This is a genomic window from Desulfomonilaceae bacterium (assembly GCA_041662605.1).
Classification (GTDB): Bacteria; Desulfobacterota; Desulfomonilia; order Desulfomonilales; family Desulfomonilaceae; genus CAJBEZ01.
In genome coordinates, this window is record JBAZSD010000008.1 from 134,138 (window position 1) to 153,804 (window position 19,667).

Below are 19,667 nucleotides of genomic sequence, written 5' to 3' on the forward strand. Positions count from 1 at the left end.
ATTCGATTCGGCTTATCTTAAGCGGGTTGTGTACCTTGTCATCGTAGTTTCAGCGTGCTCATGGCAATGAGCGCAAACACGATTGAAAGTATCCAGAAACGAACAATTACCTTTGGTTCAGCCCAGCCTCTGAGTTCAAAATGATGATGAATAGGAGCCATGGCGAAAATTCTTTTGCCCGTGGTCTTGAAAGAAGCCACCTGAAGTATCACCGATACTGCTTCAATCACAAATACCCCACCGGCAATGGCTAATAAGATTTCGTGTTTCGTCACTACCGCTACAGCTCCGAGAAGTCCTCCCAGAGATAATGATCCTACATCGCCCATAAAGACTTCCGCCGGGTAAGCGTTGTACCAGAGGAACCCCATGCCTGCGCCAAGCATTGCTCCGCAAACTACACAGAGTTCTCCAGATCCGGGAATGTATGGTACCTGAAGATACTGGGCCAGTTTCAGGTGGCCGGCAATATAGGCGAATAATAGGTAGGTGGCGGCGCATATCATTACAGGCCCTATGGCTAAACCATCGAGGCCATCCGTCAAATTTACCGCGTTTGAAGCTCCAGCGATTACCAGGGCGGCGAATATAGGGTACCAAAAGCCAAGATCGGGATGAAAGTTTTTGAAAAAGGGGACTGCGAGAGTTGTCTTGAATGATGGATCCATCCAGAGAAACAACCCAACCAGTCCGCCTATCAATAACTGAAGCCCCAGTTTCTGCTTGCCGCTCAAGCCATTGTGGCTCTGCCTGCGGATCTTCAAATAATCGTCCAGAAAACCAATAGCGCCATAAGAAAGAGTGACACCAAGCACAACCCATACATAGACATTGTCCAGCCTTGCCCAAAGTAGACAGGAAAATGTCATCGCAAAGAGGATGAGCACACCACCCATAGTAGGTGTGCCAGTCTTTTCAAGGTGTGACTGAGGACCATCATCTCTAACCATCTGACCAATCTGAAATTCCCTCAAATAATCTATAAGTGGTCTGCCCAAGAGAAAGCTTATCATTAAGGCTGTCAGGGTAGCCATAATGGCTCTGAATGATATATATCTGAAAACGTTAAATAAGATTAAGTCAGCATTTAGAGGATAAAGGAGGTGATACAGCATTTTCTAGATCTCCCTTTCGATTTGATCGGCGATCAATTCCATCTTCATAGCCCGAGATCCTTTAACAAGAATTAGTTGAAAATCGCTGATCGATCCTCTCAAAAATTCCCAAGCCCGCTCTTTATCAGAAAATAGCCTTAGCGTGCTGTCATCTCCACCGGAAGACAAGAATCCTCTGGCAAAATCATCCCTGAAAGCTCCGATATAGACAATACTGTCTATACAGGCTTTGCCGGCGAAGGCTCCGATTTCTTCGTGAAGATCAGCCGCATGATCTCCCAACTCCATCATGTCTCCTAGAATAGCTACAACGGACCGTTTGCCACGATAAAAGGTCAAGGCTTCCAAGGCTGCTTTCATTGAAAGCGGATTAGCGTTGTAAAAGTCACGAATCAGTTGTCTTGAGCACATCAGATCTGTAACTTCCATCCTCCAGGCAGGAGGCCTAAAATTTTGAAGGCCCTCTCGAATGTCTTCAATCGGAATCTTTAACTCCAGGCAAGCGGCGCAGGCTGCCAATGAATTCAAAATATTGTGAAGCCCCATCACGTTCCATTTGATGTCCGTTCGTCCAAAGGGTCCGACTATTTCAAACGAGGTTTGAACTCCGAGTTTTATATTGTCAGCTTTGAAATCTCCTCTAGTCCGACCAAAGGTAACTATTCGCCCATTAAATCGCCCCATAAGTTTTCTAAGGACTTCACTATTTTCAGGAATGATACCTAAACCACCGGGAACTAACCCCTGTACGAGCTTGAATTTTTCAATGGCGATATTTTCTATAGAACCAAGACCTTCCAAGTGGGCTTGTCCGATACTTGTGATCACAGCGACATTAGGCGATGCGGCCTTTGCGAGGAGATCCATTTCTCCAAAGCGATTGATTCCTGCTTCCACCACCGCAAATTTATGATCACGTTGGATGTCCAAAACTGTCATAGGCAGACCTATCAAATTATTGAGGTTTCCAAGTGTAATCTTTACGGGCCCATGCTTTCTGAGTACAGACCCTATCATTTCTTTCACGGTGGTTTTGCCGGAGGACCCGGTAATCGCGATGAGTGGGGTTGGGTATATTTTTCGGTGGGTTGATGCAAGGTCGGTCAAAGATCGGAGGGTATCCTGAACTTGAATCAGGACATGATCGGAGAGGTGATAAGGGATTTCCAATTGAACATCGCAATTAACCAGGCTTCCCCCAGCCCCGGCGTCGAGGGCCGGAATCACAAAACTGTTTCCATCGTAATTCTGACCTGTTAAAGGAACGAAAAGATCGTTTGGCCCCAGTTCCCTTGTGTCAGTGCAAATTCCGTCAAAAGCCGCGTCCGCTCTGCCCTGAAGCAAGACCCCAGAAGTAGATTCCAAAATGTTGTTGACTGTATATGGTCCAGCTTCAGATCTCATCTGCTAAGCCTTGGTACCTTTTAGTGGTCTTGGTGAGTCATTATCCCTGCAAACAAAAGCTTCCAGCTCTCGAGACTCTTGAAGAGCTATCTGCCTGTCGTCAAAAGGATATCTAATCCCTTTAATCTCTTGATAAGTTTCATGACCTTTGCCGGCCAAGAGTAACGTGTCATGGAGTTCCATCCTGTTCATGGCCCACTTGATGGCTTCTTTCCGGTCGGTTATCACGATATAGGAACCTTTTTTGATGTCAGCGTTTACTTGATCATCAAGCGTTTTGTTGAAACCAAAAGACAAGACGCCCTGTTCTATCTGGTTTATTATTTCCAGAGGATCTTCACTACGAGGATTGTCGGAAGTAATTATTACACAGTCACTCCCACCGGCCGCTTCCCTTCCCATAACCGGCCGTTTGGTTTTGTCCCTGTCCCCTCCGCACCCCATCAAGGTAACGAGGCGGCCTGAACAAACCTCTCGTAAAGCGTCCAGGACGTTCTTGAGCGCATTGGGAGTGTGGGCATAATCTACAAATATGGCTCCTAGTTTTGAATCTACCCGCTCAAGGCGACCGGGTACTGTTTTCAGATTCTTTATCCCCTGAATAATTATCGCCTTGGGAATGCCCAACTTTAGGCTCACCGAAATCGACGCCAGGATATTGGACAGATTAAATGCTCCAACTAATGATGACTCAATTTCAATTGGTCCTTCAGGAGTCTGAACGAGCGCCTTGACTCCATCTTGAGAAATTTTAGTCTGGCTGGGATAGATATCTGGATCATCCGTCGAACCAAATTTTATTGTGGGAACTGACTTTGTCTCTTTCGCCAATCTAAAACCATAAGAATCATCTATGTTTATTGCCGCACATACATCTTGTTTGGTGGACAGAGGCAACAGTTCCGTGAAGAGGATTTTCTTGGCCTCATAGTAAGCCTCCATATTTTGATGAAAATCGAGATGGTCATGGGTCAAATTACTGAAAACGCCCACGTCGAAATTGCAACCATCCAGACGCCGCATAAAAAGACCATGGGAGGAGGCCTCCATGATTGCATGGGTGACACCTGAATTCTTCATTTGGGAAAGCATTTTCTGGACGTCAGACGCTTCAGGAGTGGTATTGGCAGCGGACACCTCAACCCCTGGCCATCTGTGAGATATTGTTCCGACAACTCCTGGGACATAGTTCGCTGTTTTAAGGATCGATTCCAGCAAGAAAGTTGTCGTAGTTTTTCCATTGGTCCCAGTTATGGCAATCACTCTAATGTTTTCCGAAGGCCTTCCGTAAACCCATGAAGAGAATGGCCCCAAACATTGACGTGAATTCTTGACTCTCACCCAGACACATCTGGAAAAATCAAAACCTCTAGGGGGTAATTCCTCCGCTATGACGACCTTTGCCCCATTCTCAACAGCCTTGGCGACAAAATCGCATCCGTCCGCCTTGTCTCCCTTGATGGCCACAAACGCATAGTCCTGCCTCACCTGTCGGCTATCATGAGAAACCCCTTTAATTTCAATATCAGGGTTGCCCCAGATCTCCAGGGTTTTGATAACTTTCAGGATGTCAGCCAACACCACGCTCAATATATTCCTCCGGAACACGAAATCTTTATTGGGGCGCCTTCACGAACTGTTTCGCCCGGTTTCGGATTTTGTCGGGCTACATGGCCCACTCCTTCAATCGAAAGATCACATTTCATTTTGCCACAAACATCCACAACCTCTCTGATATCGGAACCCTTTAGATCAGGCATTACCCATTCACCGGGTTTCATTCCGGGTTTTGGATTAAAGCTTGTTACACAGGCGTCAATGATCTTTCCGACTGGTTTCTTGTTTTCGACCAACTGACCCGTGGAGCGAGGAGAACTTCCAGACAAAGCCAGAATTCCTTCGGCGATTCTTTTGAAAACAGGGGCCGCAACTTTTCCACCAGTTCGATCATTACCTGATGCAGGCTCGTCTATAAGCACGAGAATGACTACTCTCGGTTTAGCGCTTTGGATCGCTCCTAAGAAGGACATGAGATATCTGTCTTTGGAATAGCCACCTGCAGAATCAGCTTTTTGGGCTGTTCCTGTCTTCCCTATAATGTCTACTCCAGGAATTGAGGCCCCTTTTCCTGTGCCCTGAACAACGGTTTTTCTCAAAATGTCCACCAGCGCCGAAGAAGTTTCTTCACTTACGGTCCTTCTCAGCAATAGCGCCGGGTTATCAAAGACTGTTTCACCCAAAGCGTTGGTAATACTTTTGAGGAGACGCGGTTTGTAGAGCTTTCCGCCGTTGATCGCAGCGGCGAATCCTATCGCAAGCTGAATAGGCGTAACGCTGATGCCCTGTCCAAAAGCCATGTTGGCTTTTGTAAGAACCGACCAGTGACTGGGCTTCGGTAATATTCCGGGTCTCTCACCAGGAAGATCAACGTTAGTTAATGAACCAAATCCGAATTCCTTTAGCATGTGGTAATATTCGGTTTTTGAAATTTTTTCTGAGACCTTCACTGCTCCTATGTTGCTGGAATTAATTAGTACTTCATCAAAGGTAAGGTTTTTGTGAGGACTTACATCATGAATTTCGGAGCCATTGTAGCGATATAATCCATTATTCACGAAAAATACGTCGGACCTGTTCACCTTCCCCAGATCAAGCGCAGTAGCCGCTAGAAAAACCTTGAAGGTGGAGCCTGGCTCAAAAATATCGGCCACGGCTCTGTTTCTTCGAGAGCCTGCCGCCGACTGTTCAAAAACGTTTAGATTAAAAGTAGGACGAACCGCTAAAGCTAAAATCTCCCCTGAATCTTCATCCAATACAATCACGACGCCACTTTTCGCGTGTTCGCGATTCACAGCCGCTTCTAACTCGCGCTCTACTATGAACTGAATGTTACGATCAAGAGTAATGTGAACATCGTTGCGTTCCGGCGACCGGTCCGTTGCAGCGAACATGATCCGTCGTCCCAAATTATCTTTTTGCGCGGTTACAGGAATGGGCGCTGTCTTAAGAAACTTATCATAAAATAATTCAAGCCCTTCCAACCCTCTTGAATCTATCCCAGCGAAACCGATTGTGTGAGAAGCCAGGTTTTTGAGCGGATAAAATCTCTGGTATTCCGGATCAGTATATATTCCCGACAGGTTGCTTTTGCGCACTTTTTCCGCCGTGACAGGCGACACTCTTCTTTTTATCCAGACAAAAGGTTTAGGTTCATCAAGTTTGTTGAGAATTTCCTTTTTGTCCATGTCAAGGATTCTGGAAAGCGTATCGGCAGTCTGGGTTCTCTCTGATTGGTCTACCAATTTTCTGGGACGCGCATAAACAGAGTCAACTTCAAGGCTTGCGGCCAGTTGTTCACCTGTTCTGTCAAATATAAAACCTCTTCGCGCTTCCAGATGAATGTTCATGGCCCGCTGTTTCTCGGCCCTCTTCTTGAGGGTATCGGAATCTACTATCTGTAGCCGATATGCACGCGCAATCAGGACCGCTGATGCGACAGCGAAAACGCACGCCACAATGGCGATTCTCACGACCATCCAGTTTATTGATTTTTCATTCCGGAACATGGATTATCCTGCCAACAGACGGTAACCTCAGTCCTTGCTTCCTTGCTTTTTTTTCAAGTTCAACAGGCGATTCCAAAGATGACAATTCAAGACTTAGTTCTCTGGCACGACTCTTAAGTTCTTTGTTTTTATTCTCCAACGCTGAAATCTCGTATCCCAACTGAACAAGGGCCATTCTCGTCCATACATTGAACAAACCAACGAGGAGCAAAATTAGTAGAACTCCCACGAGAGAACATAGAATAATTCTCGACACCCTTGATGTCGGGGTTTGATCTTGAGAAGCAGTTTCCTTGCTTGTTGTTGATCCACCTGAAGAGGCTGATCCAGTGTCGAGTTTCTTCCATTGAGTGTCCTGCATTTGTCAGAAGTTTACAGAGCCTCGATTATCCGCATCTTTGCGGATCTTGATCTAGGATTGTCTCGTAACTCCTCCCTGGAAGGTCGCAAAGGCTTGGGTGTAAGAATTTGCCAGCGTTCGCTCTTCCGGGATTTTTCCCTAAAAGATCTTTTTACCATCCTGTCTTCCAGAGAATGGTATGACACAATGACTAGACGACCGTGTTGGTTCAATATCTCTGGGAGTTCTTCGAGTCCCTTTTCCAGATTTCCCAACTCGTTGTTGACCAGGATTCTCAGTGCCTGGAAGACCCTGGTGGCAGGATGAATTTTACCTCTTTTTCGGCCTATTGTTCTTAACACAACATTAGAGAGTTCCTGGGTATTTGTAAGAACTCCACCGTTCGCGCTTTCTTTAAGTCTCTGAGCAATTCTTGCCGCTCTGGGCTCCTCACCGTATTCACGAATTATCTTTTCGAGTTCAGCTCGACTTATATTTTTTAACAAATCTTCGGCAGAGTCTCCTGCAGCCCTATCGAAACGCATGTCTAACGGACCGGCGAACCTGAAACTGAAACCTCTCAGGGGATCATCCAATTGGTCCGAACTCAATCCTAAATCGACCACGATTCCGTCCACCTTTCCTACCCCGATTGATTTCAGAATTGACTGTGCGTCGTGGTATCCGGCGTGCCGACAGGTAAAACGTTCTCCGTAGTTTTGCAATCTGGCCTGGGCTCTGCTTAACGCCTCTTCATCGATATCAAAACCGAATAATTTGCCATCCGGCCCCGAAGCTTCGAGAATAGCTTCAGCATACCCACCTGCGCCCAGACATCCATCCACATAGACTCCCCCCTGCCGGGGAGCCAGAAATTCGATGAGTTCTTTTATCAGGACGGGTTGATGCAATTTTGTTCTCCAACGTCTGTTTCCTCAAGGTCTGCCGGTCTTATTACTAATATCGCTATTCGGTCAGGCTGAGCGACACTTCAATTTTAACAATTATCCATATCGGTTTGACTTTACTTATAAGATATCAGACAAGATTACCGACTGACTGCTCTACATGCATAAAACTGAGACGCCTTAAAAAAAGATTATAAAGTTATAGTTGATATGTCAAGCGATTTTTACTTGAAATATTTTATCTTTTTATTTAAAATGATTGGTTTTTATAGTCACTGTTTATAATTACAACCTTAGATACCCGAATTTCCTGTCGGATATTTCCCATGATCTTTTGCTCTTGACGATAGTGAGTTTGATAAATATACTGCTGCTCAAGCCGAAGTGGTGGAACTTGGTAGACACACCATCTTGAGGGGGTGGCGGGCGAAAGCTCGTGCCGGTTCGAGTCCGGCCTTCGGCACCAAATCCTAACCATGATCCCGGCCGCATTGCGCCGGGTTTTTCATTTTTTCTCCGAGGGTTTATCCCATGTCAAGGTTGATTCGGATACTAAGCTGGAATGTCAATGGCATCAGGGCGGTTTACAAAAAGGGTTTTGTAGATTGGCTCCAGAGGGAGAGTCCTGATGTCCTTTGTATTCAGGAAACCAAGGCTAGCAAGGACCAGTTGTCGGAGGATCTTCTTTCTCCGAACGGGTACGCTTCATACTGGAGTAGCGCGTCCCGTAAAGGATACAGCGGTGTTGCGACTTATTCGAAAATTTCGGTTCACGATGTGAAGCACGGAATGAACATCCCTGAATTCGATTCCGAAGGACGCTTTCTTCAGCTTGATTTCGGAGAATTCATATTGCTGAATGTTTATTTTCCAAATGGAAAGATGAACGCTGAAAGGCTAAAATACAAACTCGATTTTTATGACGCCTTTCTCAATTACATAGAAGAGCTACGAGCCCGAGGACGGAAAATAGTCTTTCTGGGTGATGTGAATACAGCTCACAATGAGATTGATTTGGCTCGACCGAAAGAAAACTCAAAGGTCTCCGGTTTCCTGCCTATAGAGAGACAGTGGATTGACAAGGCCATGGCCACAGGTTATTTGGACACGTTTAGAATGCTAAACAGCGACCTGGTTCAGTACAGTTGGTGGGACATGAAAAGCGGCGCGAGGAGTAGAAATATAGGTTGGAGAATTGATTATGTCTTTGTCAGCCCCGATCTGGAAACATCTGTCACACGCGCTTTTATACTGACAGACGTCGAGGGCTCGGATCATTGCCCGGTTGGCATAGAACTAGAAACTCCAACCAGTTTTTAAACCAGTTTTATTTGAGATTCGGGCCCACTTTCCGGGGAACGATCCACACCCGTGATGATCCGGGCCAAGCATTTTCAAATACGCTCTGTAGATTGATGATCAAACCAGCCCCGGTATCTTGACTCCCCTTTCGGCCGGTTTAATCAACGAGAGCGAATGCTTATAAACAAGATAGGTATCTTCGGAATCTTCTACTATTATACAAAAACTGTCGAAGCTTCGAACAAAGCCCTTTATTGAAGTGCCTGAAGTCAGCGCGGCTTCTATCTCAATTCTGGCTTTGCGGACCTGGTTTAAGAATTGGTCTTGAATATTAAAATGAGTTTTTGGCATCTGAGCGCCCCCTAAATAATAATCCCTCGAGTGACCATTTTATATTTAAAACGTTTTTCACTCGTTGGGGAAACTCTCGGATCACCATTAGTGTCCGAGAAAGTTATCAACCTCAACCCCGATAGTCGAGATTTCTTGAGGATCAAACCATCTAACATCGGGCTCTGATCTAAACCATGTCAACTGTCTCTTGGCGTAATGACGGGTATCTTTCTTCATTAATACTGCCGCTTCCGAAATGTCCGTTTCTCCGGAAAGAACCATCCCTGCATGCCTATACCCAAGAGATTGCAAAGACTTAAGATCTCGGGAATATCCCTTGTCGTATAAATCCTTTACCTCATCTAACAAACCTTCATTTAACATACTATCTACACGATTATCAATTGATCGATAGAGCTTTTCACGTTCAGGACTGAGTCCCAGGTAAAGAATTTCGTAAGGACAATCTTTCAAAGCGTGTTGCTTGTGGAAATATGAAATCGGTTTACCCGTTAATTCAAATACCTCCAAGGCTCTTAAAATTCGAGTGTAGTTACAGGGCCCTATGCTTTGAGCCGACAAAGGATCAACAACTTCCAGTCGGCGAAATAGACTTCCCGTTCCTTCCACTTCCTCAATCCCGTGTAACCGTGACCTCAATGTAGAGTCAGCCCGAGGAAGATCCGCTATTCCTCCTCTTAATAATCTAATATACAAACCTGTACCGCCAACCACAAGTGGAAGCGCCGATTTTTCAACAATTTTTGCAATTGCCGATCTGGCCTCCCTGACGTAGTCTCCCGCTGAGAAATCTTCGTCAGGATATCTAATATCCAGCATGTAATGGGGGACTCTTTCTCGTTCAGATCGTGACGGCTTGGCCGAGCCGATATCTAAAAATCTGTAGACCTGAATAGAATCCGCAGAAATAATAGCAGATTTAATCCCACGCGCCAATTCGAGCGCCACGGATGTTTTCCCTGAGGCTGTTGGTCCTCCGAGAATGATTATCTTGGGCTTCGCAAACATCTTTCAAACACAATAACGTCGAGATGACCGCTCAGACATGAGAAAACAGGCCGGAACCCCATTCTTTGTCCACAATTTCTTTTTCAAGCTTCAGTCCTGTTTCACGGAATGTTCTTTTCATTTCATCCCAATCCGTTCTGGTGACACCTGCAATTATCAAATATTTCCGGGAAAGCTCCGCCAACTTCGGGGCTGCGTCAACTAATGAGCGAAAATCCAGATTCGCTGTTACCACATCTGCGCTACGGGAAAGTTGGGCTAGACTTGACAATTTGATTTCGATTAACTCAGCCACCCCATTTAGACCCGCGTTCTTTTTGGCGGAATATACCGCCACAGGATCGCTATCCACGGCTATTACGGGAGCGGCTCCCAATTTCACAGCGGCTAAAGCCAAAATCCCTGAGCCACAACCAATGTCGAGCACGCTACAGCCTCTCGAGTCACGGACAACTTTTTCAATTGTTTGTTCCAGAAGAATCAAACAGCCTTGGGTAGTTTCATGAGTGCCTGTGCCAAATGCCTCCGCAGGTTCGATGATAATTACAATCTTGTTTTCGGTTTCTTCAGGTTGGTCCCATGGAGGGGCTACAATTAATCTTACTCCTATTTTCATAGGCTTGAATCGGTCCTGCCAGGCTATAGCCCAGTTTTCCTGTTTTAGAGGACTTATATGAATCATCGGTTCCTGGATAAAAGGGAAAAAGACCTTTAGGCTCTTAAGAAAGGTTTCCGTTTTCTCCTTTGATGCGTGCCACTGCTCAGTCTTGAGATAGCCCACAACCTTTACGAGATCCAGGTTTAGATCTTCGATCACGCAACCACCTGCGCCGATATCTAAAAGAAAATTCGACACCGAGTCAGACGCCTGATTCGAAACCTCTATTTCCAATGTGATCCAAGTCTCCGGCATGTTTGGTTCCCGCCTAATAAATTTGTCGATCGCTGGGTGAAAAAATTTTGAAGAGTTTGGGCGAATTCTGAAGAAATTGAAGATTAGTCTTGGGGTGAAAGAAGTTTATGCGCCTTGTCTGTAAGATTTATCTTAAGGCGCATAGAGTTTCTGAAGAAAAGGAATAAGTGTCAGTTTACAGTTTTCATACACTGCTGCGCCTGTTCGGATAACTGGCGGAAAAGTTGCCTCATCTGATTTTCCATCTGACGATTCTGGTCATATTGTTGAAAGAGGTTATCCATGGCCTGGATGGTTCCCTGATTCTTAGTAAGTTGAGCCATATTCTGTATTTGCTGCATCAGGCCTTGCGCTACTTTACTGTGCCATGTGGCCCGAGATTCATAGGCTCGAGCATTATTTACCAACTCCTGGCAGACATTTAAAGCCATCAGGTTATCTGAATAGACATTGGTAACGCTAGGAAAAGCTAAAAGAGAAATGGCCAATAATAGCAATGCTATGAATCTGAGGCTCATTCTGTCACCTCGTGTTTTTTAAGGATCTATAGCACCATCAATGATATAATGCAACTAATTTATAATTATTTATGCACATCATATTGTTTTTTAGAATGTAAATATGATGTTGTTCGGTAAAGTTTCCTCTTTTAAGGAAATCTTTTTGCATATCGCTTTTCACGTGATATTTCTATAATGTTATAAACAAGCTTTTGCTTAGACCCTTTTCTGGAGGACTAAGGTGCAAGACCCTTTTAGAACTATAGAATGGCGGGAAAACCATATAAGACTTCTTGATCAGACATTGCTGCCCAGGGAAGAAAAGTATCTCGAAATATATGATGTTGATGTTCTCTGCGACGCTATAAAGAAGCTCTCGGTGCGTGGCGCGCCTGCCATAGGTGTCGCGGCGGCCATGGGGGTAGCTCTGGGTATGTTGGAAGTCGGAATCGACAGGGCTAAAGACGCGCCTAATCATTTTGAACATGTCTGTTCTAAAATTGGCAAGACCCGTCCCACAGCGGTAAATCTCTTTTGGGCGCTGGAACGCATGAAAAATGTCTTTTACACAAACAGGGGATCAACTCTTCCTAATATTCAGGCGATTCTTGTTCAAGAAGCTGTATCAATTGAAGCCGAAGACAGACGGCTGTGTGAGCTTATAGGAATGCACGGCCAAGGTCTGTTCAAGGATGGGGATGTTATTCTGACACATTGCAACGCCGGGGGACTTGCCACCGCTGGTTACGGAACCGCATTGGGAGTAATCCGAGCCGCTTTTGAAACGGGCAAGAAAATCCGGGTTTATGCTGATGAAACCAGGCCTTTGAATCAGGGATCGAGAATCACTGCGTGGGAGTTAATGAAACTCGGAATACCCGTGACCGTAATTACGGACAATGCCGCAGGGGCAATAATGCAGTCCGGTGAAATAACCAAGGCTATTGTCGGAGCCGACAGGATAGCCGCCAACGGCGATACAGCGAACAAAATAGGCACATACTCTGTAGCAGTACTGGCGAGTCGACATGCTATACCTTTTTATGTCGCGGCCCCCTTGTCTACCATAGACATTTCCTTGTCTTCAGGGAAATTTATACCCATTGAGGAGCGAGATCCGATTGAGGTTACCAGTATTTGTGGAGTTCCCGTGGCCCCTGAAGGTGTAGCGGCAAGAAACATAGCGTTTGACGTCACGCCTGCGGAACTCATTTCCGGTATAATCACTGAAAAAGGGATTGCGACAAAGCCATTTACAGATTCTATCGCTATCCTTTTTTCGTAAGGAATTTTTTGAATTCCATGAATCTATCAATTTTAGATCAGAAGACAAAGAATAAAATAGACGCGTTGCAAATAGTGGACGCAACTTCCGGAAAAACTATCTCTTCATCGGATGCCGGTCCTGTCATAAATTCGCTGAGAAGGGAAAACCTAACACTTGATACGGATCTCTACGAACTGACCATGTCGGCGGGTTACCGTCTACTCGGGCGAGGCAATTACCAGGCGTGTTTTGATTTGTATTACAGGCAAAATCCCGATGACGGGGGGTTTTGTGTGTTCTCAGGACTGGAAAGTGTCATCAGCTATATAAACAATCTGGCTATTTATCCTGACGATATTGAATATTTGGCAAGCACTGGAATTTTCTCCGAGGAAGCCCTTGAAGCGCTTGCATCGGGAGTTTCTTTTTCAGGTGACGTGTGGGCTGTGCCAGAGGGAACTCTAGTTTTTCCGAATGAGCCTCTGATTAGAGTCGTGGGGCCAATTGCGGAAGCTCAGATTCTGGAAACCACCTTACTAGCGTTGGTTGGACATCAAACGCTCATAGCCACCAAAGCCGCCAGGCTTTGTACGGCAGCCAAAGGAGACCCCGTGGTCGATTTTGGCACGAGGAGGGCTCATGGAACACAAGCAGCGCTCTACGGAGCCCGCGCGGCCTATATTGGAGGATGCGACGGGACGTCCAATGTGAAGTCGGGTAAATTATTCGGAATTCCCGTCAGGGGCACTCACGCTCACAGTTGGGTTGAAAGTTTTGAAAATGAGATAGAAGCCTTTAGAGGGTTCGGCCGTGTTTTTCCAGATAATTGTGTCCTACTTGTAGACACTTACGACACAATACAAGGAATCAGAAACGCTATTCAGGTTGGCCGTGAGCTTGACCTAAAGGGTAAGAGACTCAGTGGCGTCAGGATAGATAGCGGCGACCTTGCTTATTACTCCAAAGTCGCCAGACAAATGCTCAACGATGCGGGATTTGGCGAAACAAAAATCCTGGCGAGTAGTGACCTGGATGAATGGTTGATTGAAAGCCTCAAACAACAGGGAGCCCAGATTGACATTTGGTGTGTCGGGACCAGACTCATGACTTCTTATCAAACCCCTGCGTTGGGCGTCGTATACAAACTAATGGCGGTAGATCGCGGAGACGGGAAGCTCACGCCAAGAATCAAGATTTCCCACAATCCGAATAAGGTGACCAACCCGGGTATCAAGAAAATTTTCCGATTCTTCAACGGAGGGAACCGGATGATAGGGGATCTGTTAACTCAGATTGATGAACCGATTCCCCACTCAAGACCGATTATGGCGCATCATCCCATGTACGATTATATGAAAAAGGTTTATAAGCCTCCTTTTAAGACAATGGAGCTTATGGTTCCGATTTTTAGAAATGGTCGGCAAGTTTATAAATGTCCCCCCCTCTTGGAAATCAGAACACGGGCTTTACAGCAATTGGAAGCGCTTGAACAGGAGTTCAAGAGATTTTCCAACCCGCATATATACAAAGTTTCTCTTTCTGAAAAACTTTACAGAGTAAAGAAAAACCTCCTCTCATTCCATCGTGAGAAATTAAAAGCCGAAAAAAAGCGCCTCAAAATACCGTGATCTGAAAATCTGGGGCCCTTTTGGAGCAGGACTTTAGCTTTGCGGCCTTCTCCCTGGAGTACCAGGTAGAGTTGCCGCATCAGCTCTTCTCCTGTTCTCATAACACTTGACAAAGTCCGGCATGGCGCCCATCTGAAAGACTCAGACAAAGTATTTTGCGTTATTTGACCGGTGTTTCCAGTTTTTTAAGAAGTATCCGGGACTATTTACTTAAACAAAGTGGCCGAAGAAGCGTTTTAGGCGCATAAACCGACTGAAAGGCGGACGGAAAAGCCAAAAATTAGTATTGAATATAGTAAGTATTAATAATGCTGATGGATAGCGATTGAGTAAAATTGCCGGAGGCGGACGTGGTAGGTAAAAAAAACGATAATAGTAAAAAAACTGTCGAATCCGATGGCGCGGGGCGACTTGAACCTCACGGGTCGACTGATGTGATAGCGGTTGACGAAGATTTTCTATCTCAGAAATCGGATTTGGATGATTCGAAAGAAAGCGCTTTTGACAAAGTGCTGAAAGAATCTGAGGAAAACCGGGATAGATGGTTACGTTCGGTGGCTGAGTTAGAAAATTTCAAGAAACGTTCCCTGCAGGAAAGATCTAAGTTATTGAAATATAAGGACGAAGATTTACTCAGAGAGCTTTTACCTGTGGTTGATAATTTGGAAAGAGCGCTCAGTAACAGCCCCAAAGATGACATGGAAAATCCGCTGACTCAAGGAGTCAAGATGGTGCTGAGAATGTTTGCAGAAGCGTTGAAAAAGTATGGTGTAACTGAAATTGAGGCCTTAGGCGCCGGCTTTGATCCTCAGTTTCACGAGGCCATCGCCCAAGAACCTTCAGCAAAAGGGCCATCCAACTTGGTGACCAGAGAACTTGAGAAAGGCTATATGTATAAAGACCGATTGTTGAGACCGGCGAAAGTCATAGTGTCAACAGCGGCTAAATTAAATTGAAATGTTTTTCAACGAATTTACGTTATTCAAATGACCCAAAACGGCTAGGAGGCTAAAATGGCGGGAAAAGTCATTGGCATAGATTTAGGAACCACGAATTCGTGTGTAGCGATTCTTGAAGGCGGCGATCCGGTAGTTATCGCAAATTCCGAAGGCGGCCGTACGACACCTTCGATGGTGGCGTTCACAGACTCAGGGGAACGACTAGTCGGACAAGTGGCGAAGAGGCAAGCCATCACGAATCCGGAAAACACCTTATTCGCCATAAAGAGACTGATTGGTCGAAAATTCGATTCCAAAGAAGTTCAGGACGATATCAAGGTTTGTTCCTATAAGATAGTTCGCGGTAAAAACGACGAAGCAGCGGTAGAAGTCAGAGGTCGGGACTACACCCCGGCGGAAATTTCCGCCATGATTCTTCAAAAGATGAAGAAGACGGCAGAGGATTACCTCGGAGAAGAAGTTAAGGATGCAGTCGTTACCGTTCCTGCGTATTTTAATGATTCTCAGAGACAGGCTACAAAAGACGCCGGCCGAATAGCTGGGCTCAACGTTCTTCGGATCATCAATGAGCCGACTGCCGCTTCACTTGCTTATGGGCTCGATAAGAAGAAAGAAGAAAAGGTCGCTGTTTTTGACTTAGGTGGAGGAACTTTCGATATTTCAGTCCTGGAGATCGGGGATGGCGTTTTTGAAGTCAAATCAACAAACGGTGACACTCATTTGGGCGGAGAAGATTTTGATCAGAGAGTGATGGATTACCTGGCTAACGAATTTAAGAAGGATCAGGGAATCGATTTACGTAATGACAAGATGGCTCTTCAGCGACTCAAAGAGGCGGCGGAAAAAGCCAAGATAGAGCTTAGCTCTTCAATGGAGACCGATATTAATCTGCCATTCATCACAGCGGACGCCGCTGGCCCTAAACATCTAACGATGAAGCTCACAAGGGCCAAACTGGATTTATTGGTTCAAGACTTGATTGAAAGGACTGTTGGGCCTTGCAAGGCCGCCATGAAGGACGCAGGGGTGACTCCTGATCAAATAAATGAGGTTATCCTTGTCGGTGGTATGACGAGGATGCCGGCCGTTCAGGCAAGAGTGAAGGAGCTTTTTGCGAAAGAACCCCACAGAGGGGTTAACCCCGACGAAGTTGTGGCCGTGGGGGCTGCGATTCAGGGAGCCGTCCTCAGAGGAGAAGTCAAGGATGTCCTCTTGTTGGACGTCACACCTTTGTCTCTTGGTATCGAAACATTGGGAGGAGTATTCACAAGACTTATCGAAAAGAATACCACGATCCCAACTAGAAAAAGCCAGACCTTCTCTACCGCGTCGGACAACCAGCCGTCCGTGTCAATTCACGTATTGCAGGGTGAGCGCGAAATGGCTGCTAGCAACAAGACTCTGGGCCGTTTCGAACTGGTTGGAATTCCACCGGCGCCACGTGGGCTGCCGCAAATCGAAGTCACGTTTGACATCGACGCGAACGGCATTGTTCATGTTTCCGCTAAAGATCTCGGAACAGGAAAGGAACAGTCCATCAAGATCACCGCATCTAGTGGAATGACTGAAGAAGAGATTCAGAGGATGGTCAAAGACGCGGAATTGCACGCTGAAGAAGACAGAAACAAACGTGAACTGATAGATGCGAGAAATCAGGCTGACTCCACAATTTACATGACTGAGAAGTCATTGAAAGAACACGGAGACAAAGTTGATTCATCCGTTAAAACCGCTATTGAAGCGGCCATAACTAAGACTAAAACAGCTATGGAAGGTTCGGACGCCGCAGCAATAAAGGCGGCTATGGAAGAGCTACAGCAGGCGTCCCACAAACTGGCTGAAGCTATGTATTCTCAGGCGTCCGCATCTGGTGGCGCAGGCCCCGAGGCTGGAGCCGGATTTGAATCTGGCCAATCTCAGTCAGGCCCTAAACATGAAGAAGATGTGGTTGACGCTGATTTTGAAGAGGTAAAAGACAGCAAGAAATAGATTTTTTTGGACAAACCCTGGTTTGAAAGGGAGCTTTCACAAAGAAAAGCTCCCTTTTTTTGTTCTCCGAATTGGGATTTGATCTTAGGGCTCATGATATGTTATTCTATAAAGATATTTTTTGAATAAAGGTTTTTCTTCAACCTCATTTAAGAAATCGTAAAATCTGAATTAAGAGTACGCGTCGTTAAGATTTGACTCGTCGAGGACCCCGTTCATGGCCGAAGTTATACCTTTCAAAATGGTGCATTACAACCCGGACCGCTCAGAAGACCTGAGTAATCTTATTACTCCTCCATATGACATCATATCTCCGGAACAACAGGAATTCTTCTACAATAGCTGCCCTCATAACATCATAAGGTTGGTTCTTGGCAAGCGATTCGCCAATGACACAGCGGACAACAACAGGTATACGAGAGCCGCAATTACGCTCAGGAACTGGATGCGTGACAATGTTCTGGTCAGACGATCAAAACCCGGATTCACTCTTTATCAAATGGATTTCAGAGAACCTGAAGGCGAACGGAGGAGACTGGACGGTTTGGTCGGTTTGGTTAAGGTCGGCGATTACGGTGTTGGGAAAGTTCTGCCTCACGAAAAGACCTATGTGGGACCTAAAAAGGATCAGTTGGAATTATTGCGTGCCTGCCGGGCGAATTTCACTCCCATCCACGCGATGTTTGACGATCATGATGAAGTTGTCATGCAACTGTACCAATCTCTTTTGAGAACAAAACCGGAACAGGAAGTTCAAGATTCGGACAACATAGTTCACCGAACGTGGAACGTGAGTGACGAAAAAACAGTTAAAGAGATCACCGAATTCTTAGGAGATAAGAGCCTGTTCATAGCCGATGGGCATCACAGATATGAGACATCCTTAGCCTATTGTAATGAAATGGAAAATCTCAACGTTTCCGGGCCCGAGCATCCGCACAAATACGTGATGGCTTATCTCACCTCCATGTCTCATCCTGGCCTTACAATACTTCCCGCGCACCGGATGCTCAAGAACATTGATAATTCATGTATGGCCGAATTTTCGACAAGACTTCGAGATCACTTTGATATTCATGAGATGGACTGTGATCTTAATGACTTGGAAAAGTCATCTCATGAACTTGCGCTGAAGTTGCATCAATACCTGGACGTGGGAGGACATTTTGGAATGGTTGTCCACGGAGAAAACAAATTTTTTCTGTTAAGCATGAAAAATGATAGAACTGGACAGCCCTTGATCGCACATGATCTTCCTGAAGCCCTTGCCAATCTGGATGTGACCATACTTCGCGAGTTTATTCTAGGGCACGTATTTGGATTGGACAAAGAGAACTCGGAAGATCATATCGAATACACCCCTTCAATTTTCGACGCTGTAAACAGAACTCTCCGAGGGGATGTTCAAATAAGCTTTATCCTCAACCCAACCCGGGTTGACCAAATGCGTAAAGCAGCGGAATTGGGGCAGAAAATGCCTCACAAATCCACTTACTTTTATCCCAAGATCTCATCCGGATTGGTGTTGAACGTATTTTGATCCTGATTGGATTGAATGTGGGTTGAATGACATGAATCGCATTAGTGTGATTATGAATCGGGACTGATTTTGCAGGAGCATTCAGAAACAATAGATGGCCTTTTTCGGAATAAGGTAAAGGTTATCCAGGCGTCCAAAGGTTACCGGGTGTCGGAGGACGCCATCATCCTAACCTGGTTTGTGAGACCGCACGAAGGAGATCTGATTCTTGACGCAGGGGCGGGTTGCGGCGTTATTGCTTTTGGTCTGGTAATAAAAAACCCGTCAGTCAAAGTAGTCGGTTTGGAAATTCAGGAAGGTCCAATCGGTCGGGCTCAACGAGGAGTAATACTCAACAACCTTGTTTCAAAGGTATTCATGTTGCGGGGAGATCTCAGAAAAGCTGATCTGTTTTTTCGTCCTCACACATTCAACATGATCGTGTCCAACCCCCCTTATTACCAATCAGGTTCCGGACGAGTAAGTTTATTGAGTGAAAAGGCCCTTTCCAGACATCAGATAATGATGCCATTGACTGATTTATTTCTGGTGTCTTCGCGTCTGTTGAAATCGACAGGTAGATTTTGCCTGATTTATCCAGCCAACGGGTCGGGTCAGCTAGATAGGGCGGCGGCTCTTTCGGGCCTGAAAATAAATCGTAAGTTATGGATTCATACCCACGAAGAGTCGGAACCTGTTCTTTTGTGCGTGGAGGCGTGTCAATCAACTCAGGATAACTATTTGACTGAAGACAGGATTTGTCTATACCATTCTAATAATGTCAGGACTCCTCAGGCAGAGGCTATTCTTGCCGGGGAAGAATTTGTGTTCTAATCGCCCTGTTTGGGTTAGGGCGTTTTGTCACATATAATTGGAAAGATTCCGAGTTTTTCAG

The 19,667-nt window shown here is 45.6% G+C and carries 17 protein-coding genes and 1 tRNA gene; 8 read left to right on the top strand and 10 right to left on the bottom strand.

The window, feature by feature from the left end; translation table 11 throughout:
- Window positions 1–38: 38 nt before the first annotated feature.
- Genes mraY through rsmH form a run of 6 tightly spaced genes read right to left on the bottom strand, consistent with a single transcriptional unit; the run spans window position 39 to window position 7,336 of the window.
- Complete coding sequence (mraY, locus tag WC647_08785; protein MFA6222399.1) at window positions 39–1,115, bottom strand: phospho-N-acetylmuramoyl-pentapeptide-transferase; 1,077 nt, start codon at window positions 1,113–1,115, stop codon at window positions 39–41.
- Between the two features lie 3 nt (window positions 1,116–1,118).
- Entirely contained in the window at window positions 1,119–2,519 is a 1,401-nt protein-coding gene (gene murF / locus WC647_08790) for a UDP-N-acetylmuramoyl-tripeptide--D-alanyl-D-alanine ligase (protein ID MFA6222400.1), read from the bottom strand.
- A 3-nt stretch (window positions 2,520–2,522) separates the two neighbouring features.
- Window positions 2,523–4,103, bottom strand: a complete 1,581-nt coding sequence (locus WC647_08795; GenBank protein ID MFA6222401.1) for a UDP-N-acetylmuramoyl-L-alanyl-D-glutamate--2,6-diaminopimelate ligase — start codon at window positions 4,101–4,103, stop codon at window positions 2,523–2,525.
- Between the two features lie 2 nt (window positions 4,104–4,105).
- On the bottom strand, window positions 4,106–6,085 hold the full coding sequence (locus tag WC647_08800) for a penicillin-binding transpeptidase domain-containing protein (GenBank protein ID MFA6222402.1): 1,980 nt from the start codon (window positions 6,083–6,085) through the stop codon (window positions 4,106–4,108).
- Window positions 6,072–6,446 (bottom strand): septum formation initiator family protein, encoded by a 375-nt coding sequence (locus WC647_08805; protein MFA6222403.1) that lies wholly within the window; start codon window positions 6,444–6,446, stop codon window positions 6,072–6,074. The genes WC647_08800 and WC647_08805 overlap by 14 nt, the downstream gene beginning before the upstream one ends.
- An 11-nt stretch (window positions 6,447–6,457) precedes the next feature.
- On the bottom strand, window positions 6,458–7,336 hold the full coding sequence (rsmH, locus tag WC647_08810) for a 16S rRNA (cytosine(1402)-N(4))-methyltransferase RsmH (GenBank protein ID MFA6222404.1): 879 nt from the start codon (window positions 7,334–7,336) through the stop codon (window positions 6,458–6,460).
- A 375-nt stretch (window positions 7,337–7,711) separates the two neighbouring features.
- Here rsmH and WC647_08815 point away from each other — a divergent pair.
- Together WC647_08815 and WC647_08820 are read left to right on the top strand one after the other, a co-directional pair.
- A tRNA-Leu gene (locus tag WC647_08815) sits at window positions 7,712–7,799 on the top strand.
- A 65-nt stretch (window positions 7,800–7,864) separates the two neighbouring features.
- A complete protein-coding gene (locus WC647_08820) occupies window positions 7,865–8,653 on the top strand; it encodes an exodeoxyribonuclease III (protein ID MFA6222405.1) in 789 nt (262 codons plus the stop codon).
- A gap of 99 nt (window positions 8,654–8,752) precedes the next feature.
- On the opposite strand, the gene hfq is transcribed toward WC647_08820, so the two are convergent.
- From hfq to WC647_08840, 4 genes are all read right to left on the bottom strand, one after another.
- Complete coding sequence (gene hfq / locus WC647_08825) at window positions 8,753–8,986, bottom strand: RNA chaperone Hfq (GenBank protein ID MFA6222406.1); 234 nt, start codon at window positions 8,984–8,986, stop codon at window positions 8,753–8,755.
- 87 nt (window positions 8,987–9,073) lie between these two features.
- Window positions 9,074–9,997, bottom strand: a complete 924-nt coding sequence (gene miaA, locus WC647_08830; GenBank protein ID MFA6222407.1) for a tRNA (adenosine(37)-N6)-dimethylallyltransferase MiaA — start codon at window positions 9,995–9,997, stop codon at window positions 9,074–9,076.
- A 31-nt stretch (window positions 9,998–10,028) separates the two neighbouring features.
- The gene (locus tag WC647_08835; protein ID MFA6222408.1) at window positions 10,029–10,910 is read right to left on the bottom strand and encodes a 50S ribosomal protein L11 methyltransferase; all 882 of its coding nucleotides are present in this window, start codon (window positions 10,908–10,910) and stop codon (window positions 10,029–10,031) included.
- Between the two features lie 170 nt (window positions 10,911–11,080).
- Window positions 11,081–11,428, bottom strand: a complete 348-nt coding sequence (locus WC647_08840; protein MFA6222409.1) for a hypothetical protein — start codon at window positions 11,426–11,428, stop codon at window positions 11,081–11,083.
- Window positions 11,429–11,651: 223 nt separating this feature from the next.
- On the opposite strand from WC647_08840, the gene mtnA reads away from it, so the two are divergent.
- The 6 genes from mtnA to WC647_08870 all read left to right on the top strand — a co-directional run bounded on the left by mtnA (window position 11,652) and on the right by WC647_08870 (window position 19,606).
- Window positions 11,652–12,695 carry an S-methyl-5-thioribose-1-phosphate isomerase gene (mtnA, locus tag WC647_08845; GenBank protein MFA6222410.1) on the top strand — a complete coding sequence of 348 codons (1,044 nt, stop codon included), beginning with the start codon at window positions 11,652–11,654 and terminating at the stop codon, window positions 12,693–12,695.
- A gap of 17 nt (window positions 12,696–12,712) precedes the next feature.
- The gene (locus WC647_08850; protein MFA6222411.1) at window positions 12,713–14,305 is read left to right on the top strand and encodes a nicotinate phosphoribosyltransferase; all 1,593 of its coding nucleotides are present in this window, start codon (window positions 12,713–12,715) and stop codon (window positions 14,303–14,305) included.
- Window positions 14,306–14,655: 350 nt separating this feature from the next.
- Window positions 14,656–15,261 (top strand): nucleotide exchange factor GrpE, encoded by a 606-nt coding sequence (gene grpE, locus WC647_08855; GenBank protein MFA6222412.1) that lies wholly within the window; start codon window positions 14,656–14,658, stop codon window positions 15,259–15,261.
- A 57-nt stretch (window positions 15,262–15,318) separates the two neighbouring features.
- Window positions 15,319–17,253, top strand: a complete 1,935-nt coding sequence (gene dnaK / locus WC647_08860) for a molecular chaperone DnaK (protein MFA6222413.1) — start codon at window positions 15,319–15,321, stop codon at window positions 17,251–17,253.
- 217 nt (window positions 17,254–17,470) lie between these two features.
- The gene (locus WC647_08865) at window positions 17,471–18,793 is read left to right on the top strand and encodes a DUF1015 domain-containing protein (protein MFA6222414.1); all 1,323 of its coding nucleotides are present in this window, start codon (window positions 17,471–17,473) and stop codon (window positions 18,791–18,793) included.
- A gap of 69 nt (window positions 18,794–18,862) precedes the next feature.
- On the top strand, window positions 18,863–19,606 hold the full coding sequence (locus tag WC647_08870) for a methyltransferase (protein MFA6222415.1): 744 nt from the start codon (window positions 18,863–18,865) through the stop codon (window positions 19,604–19,606).
- Window positions 19,607–19,667 lie beyond the last annotated feature (61 nt).

Excerpts from the sequence above, each read along its gene's own strand:
- mraY (MFA6222399.1), bottom strand. The coding sequence starts at position 1,115 with ATGCTGTATCACCTCCTTTATCCTCTAAATGCTGACTTAATCTTATTT.
- hfq (MFA6222406.1), bottom strand. The coding sequence starts at position 8,986 with ATGCCAAAAACTCATTTTAATATTCAAGACCAATTCTTAAACCAGGTC.
- dnaK (MFA6222413.1), top strand. The coding sequence starts at position 15,319 with ATGGCGGGAAAAGTCATTGGCATAGATTTAGGAACCACGAATTCGTGT.
- murF (MFA6222400.1), bottom strand. The coding sequence starts at position 2,519 with ATGAGATCTGAAGCTGGACCATATACAGTCAACAACATTTTGGAATCT.
- WC647_08850 (MFA6222411.1), top strand. The coding sequence starts at position 12,713 with ATGAATCTATCAATTTTAGATCAGAAGACAAAGAATAAAATAGACGCG.
- WC647_08800 (MFA6222402.1), bottom strand. The coding sequence starts at position 6,085 with ATGTTCCGGAATGAAAAATCAATAAACTGGATGGTCGTGAGAATCGCC.
- WC647_08820 (MFA6222405.1), top strand. The coding sequence starts at position 7,865 with ATGTCAAGGTTGATTCGGATACTAAGCTGGAATGTCAATGGCATCAGG.
- WC647_08840 (MFA6222409.1), bottom strand. The coding sequence starts at position 11,428 with ATGAGCCTCAGATTCATAGCATTGCTATTATTGGCCATTTCTCTTTTA.
- WC647_08805 (MFA6222403.1), bottom strand. The coding sequence starts at position 6,446 with ATGCAGGACACTCAATGGAAGAAACTCGACACTGGATCAGCCTCTTCA.
- WC647_08835 (MFA6222408.1), bottom strand. The coding sequence starts at position 10,910 with ATGCCGGAGACTTGGATCACATTGGAAATAGAGGTTTCGAATCAGGCG.
- WC647_08865 (MFA6222414.1), top strand. The coding sequence starts at position 17,471 with ATGGCCGAAGTTATACCTTTCAAAATGGTGCATTACAACCCGGACCGC.
- miaA (MFA6222407.1), bottom strand. The coding sequence starts at position 9,997 with ATGTTTGCGAAGCCCAAGATAATCATTCTCGGAGGACCAACAGCCTCA.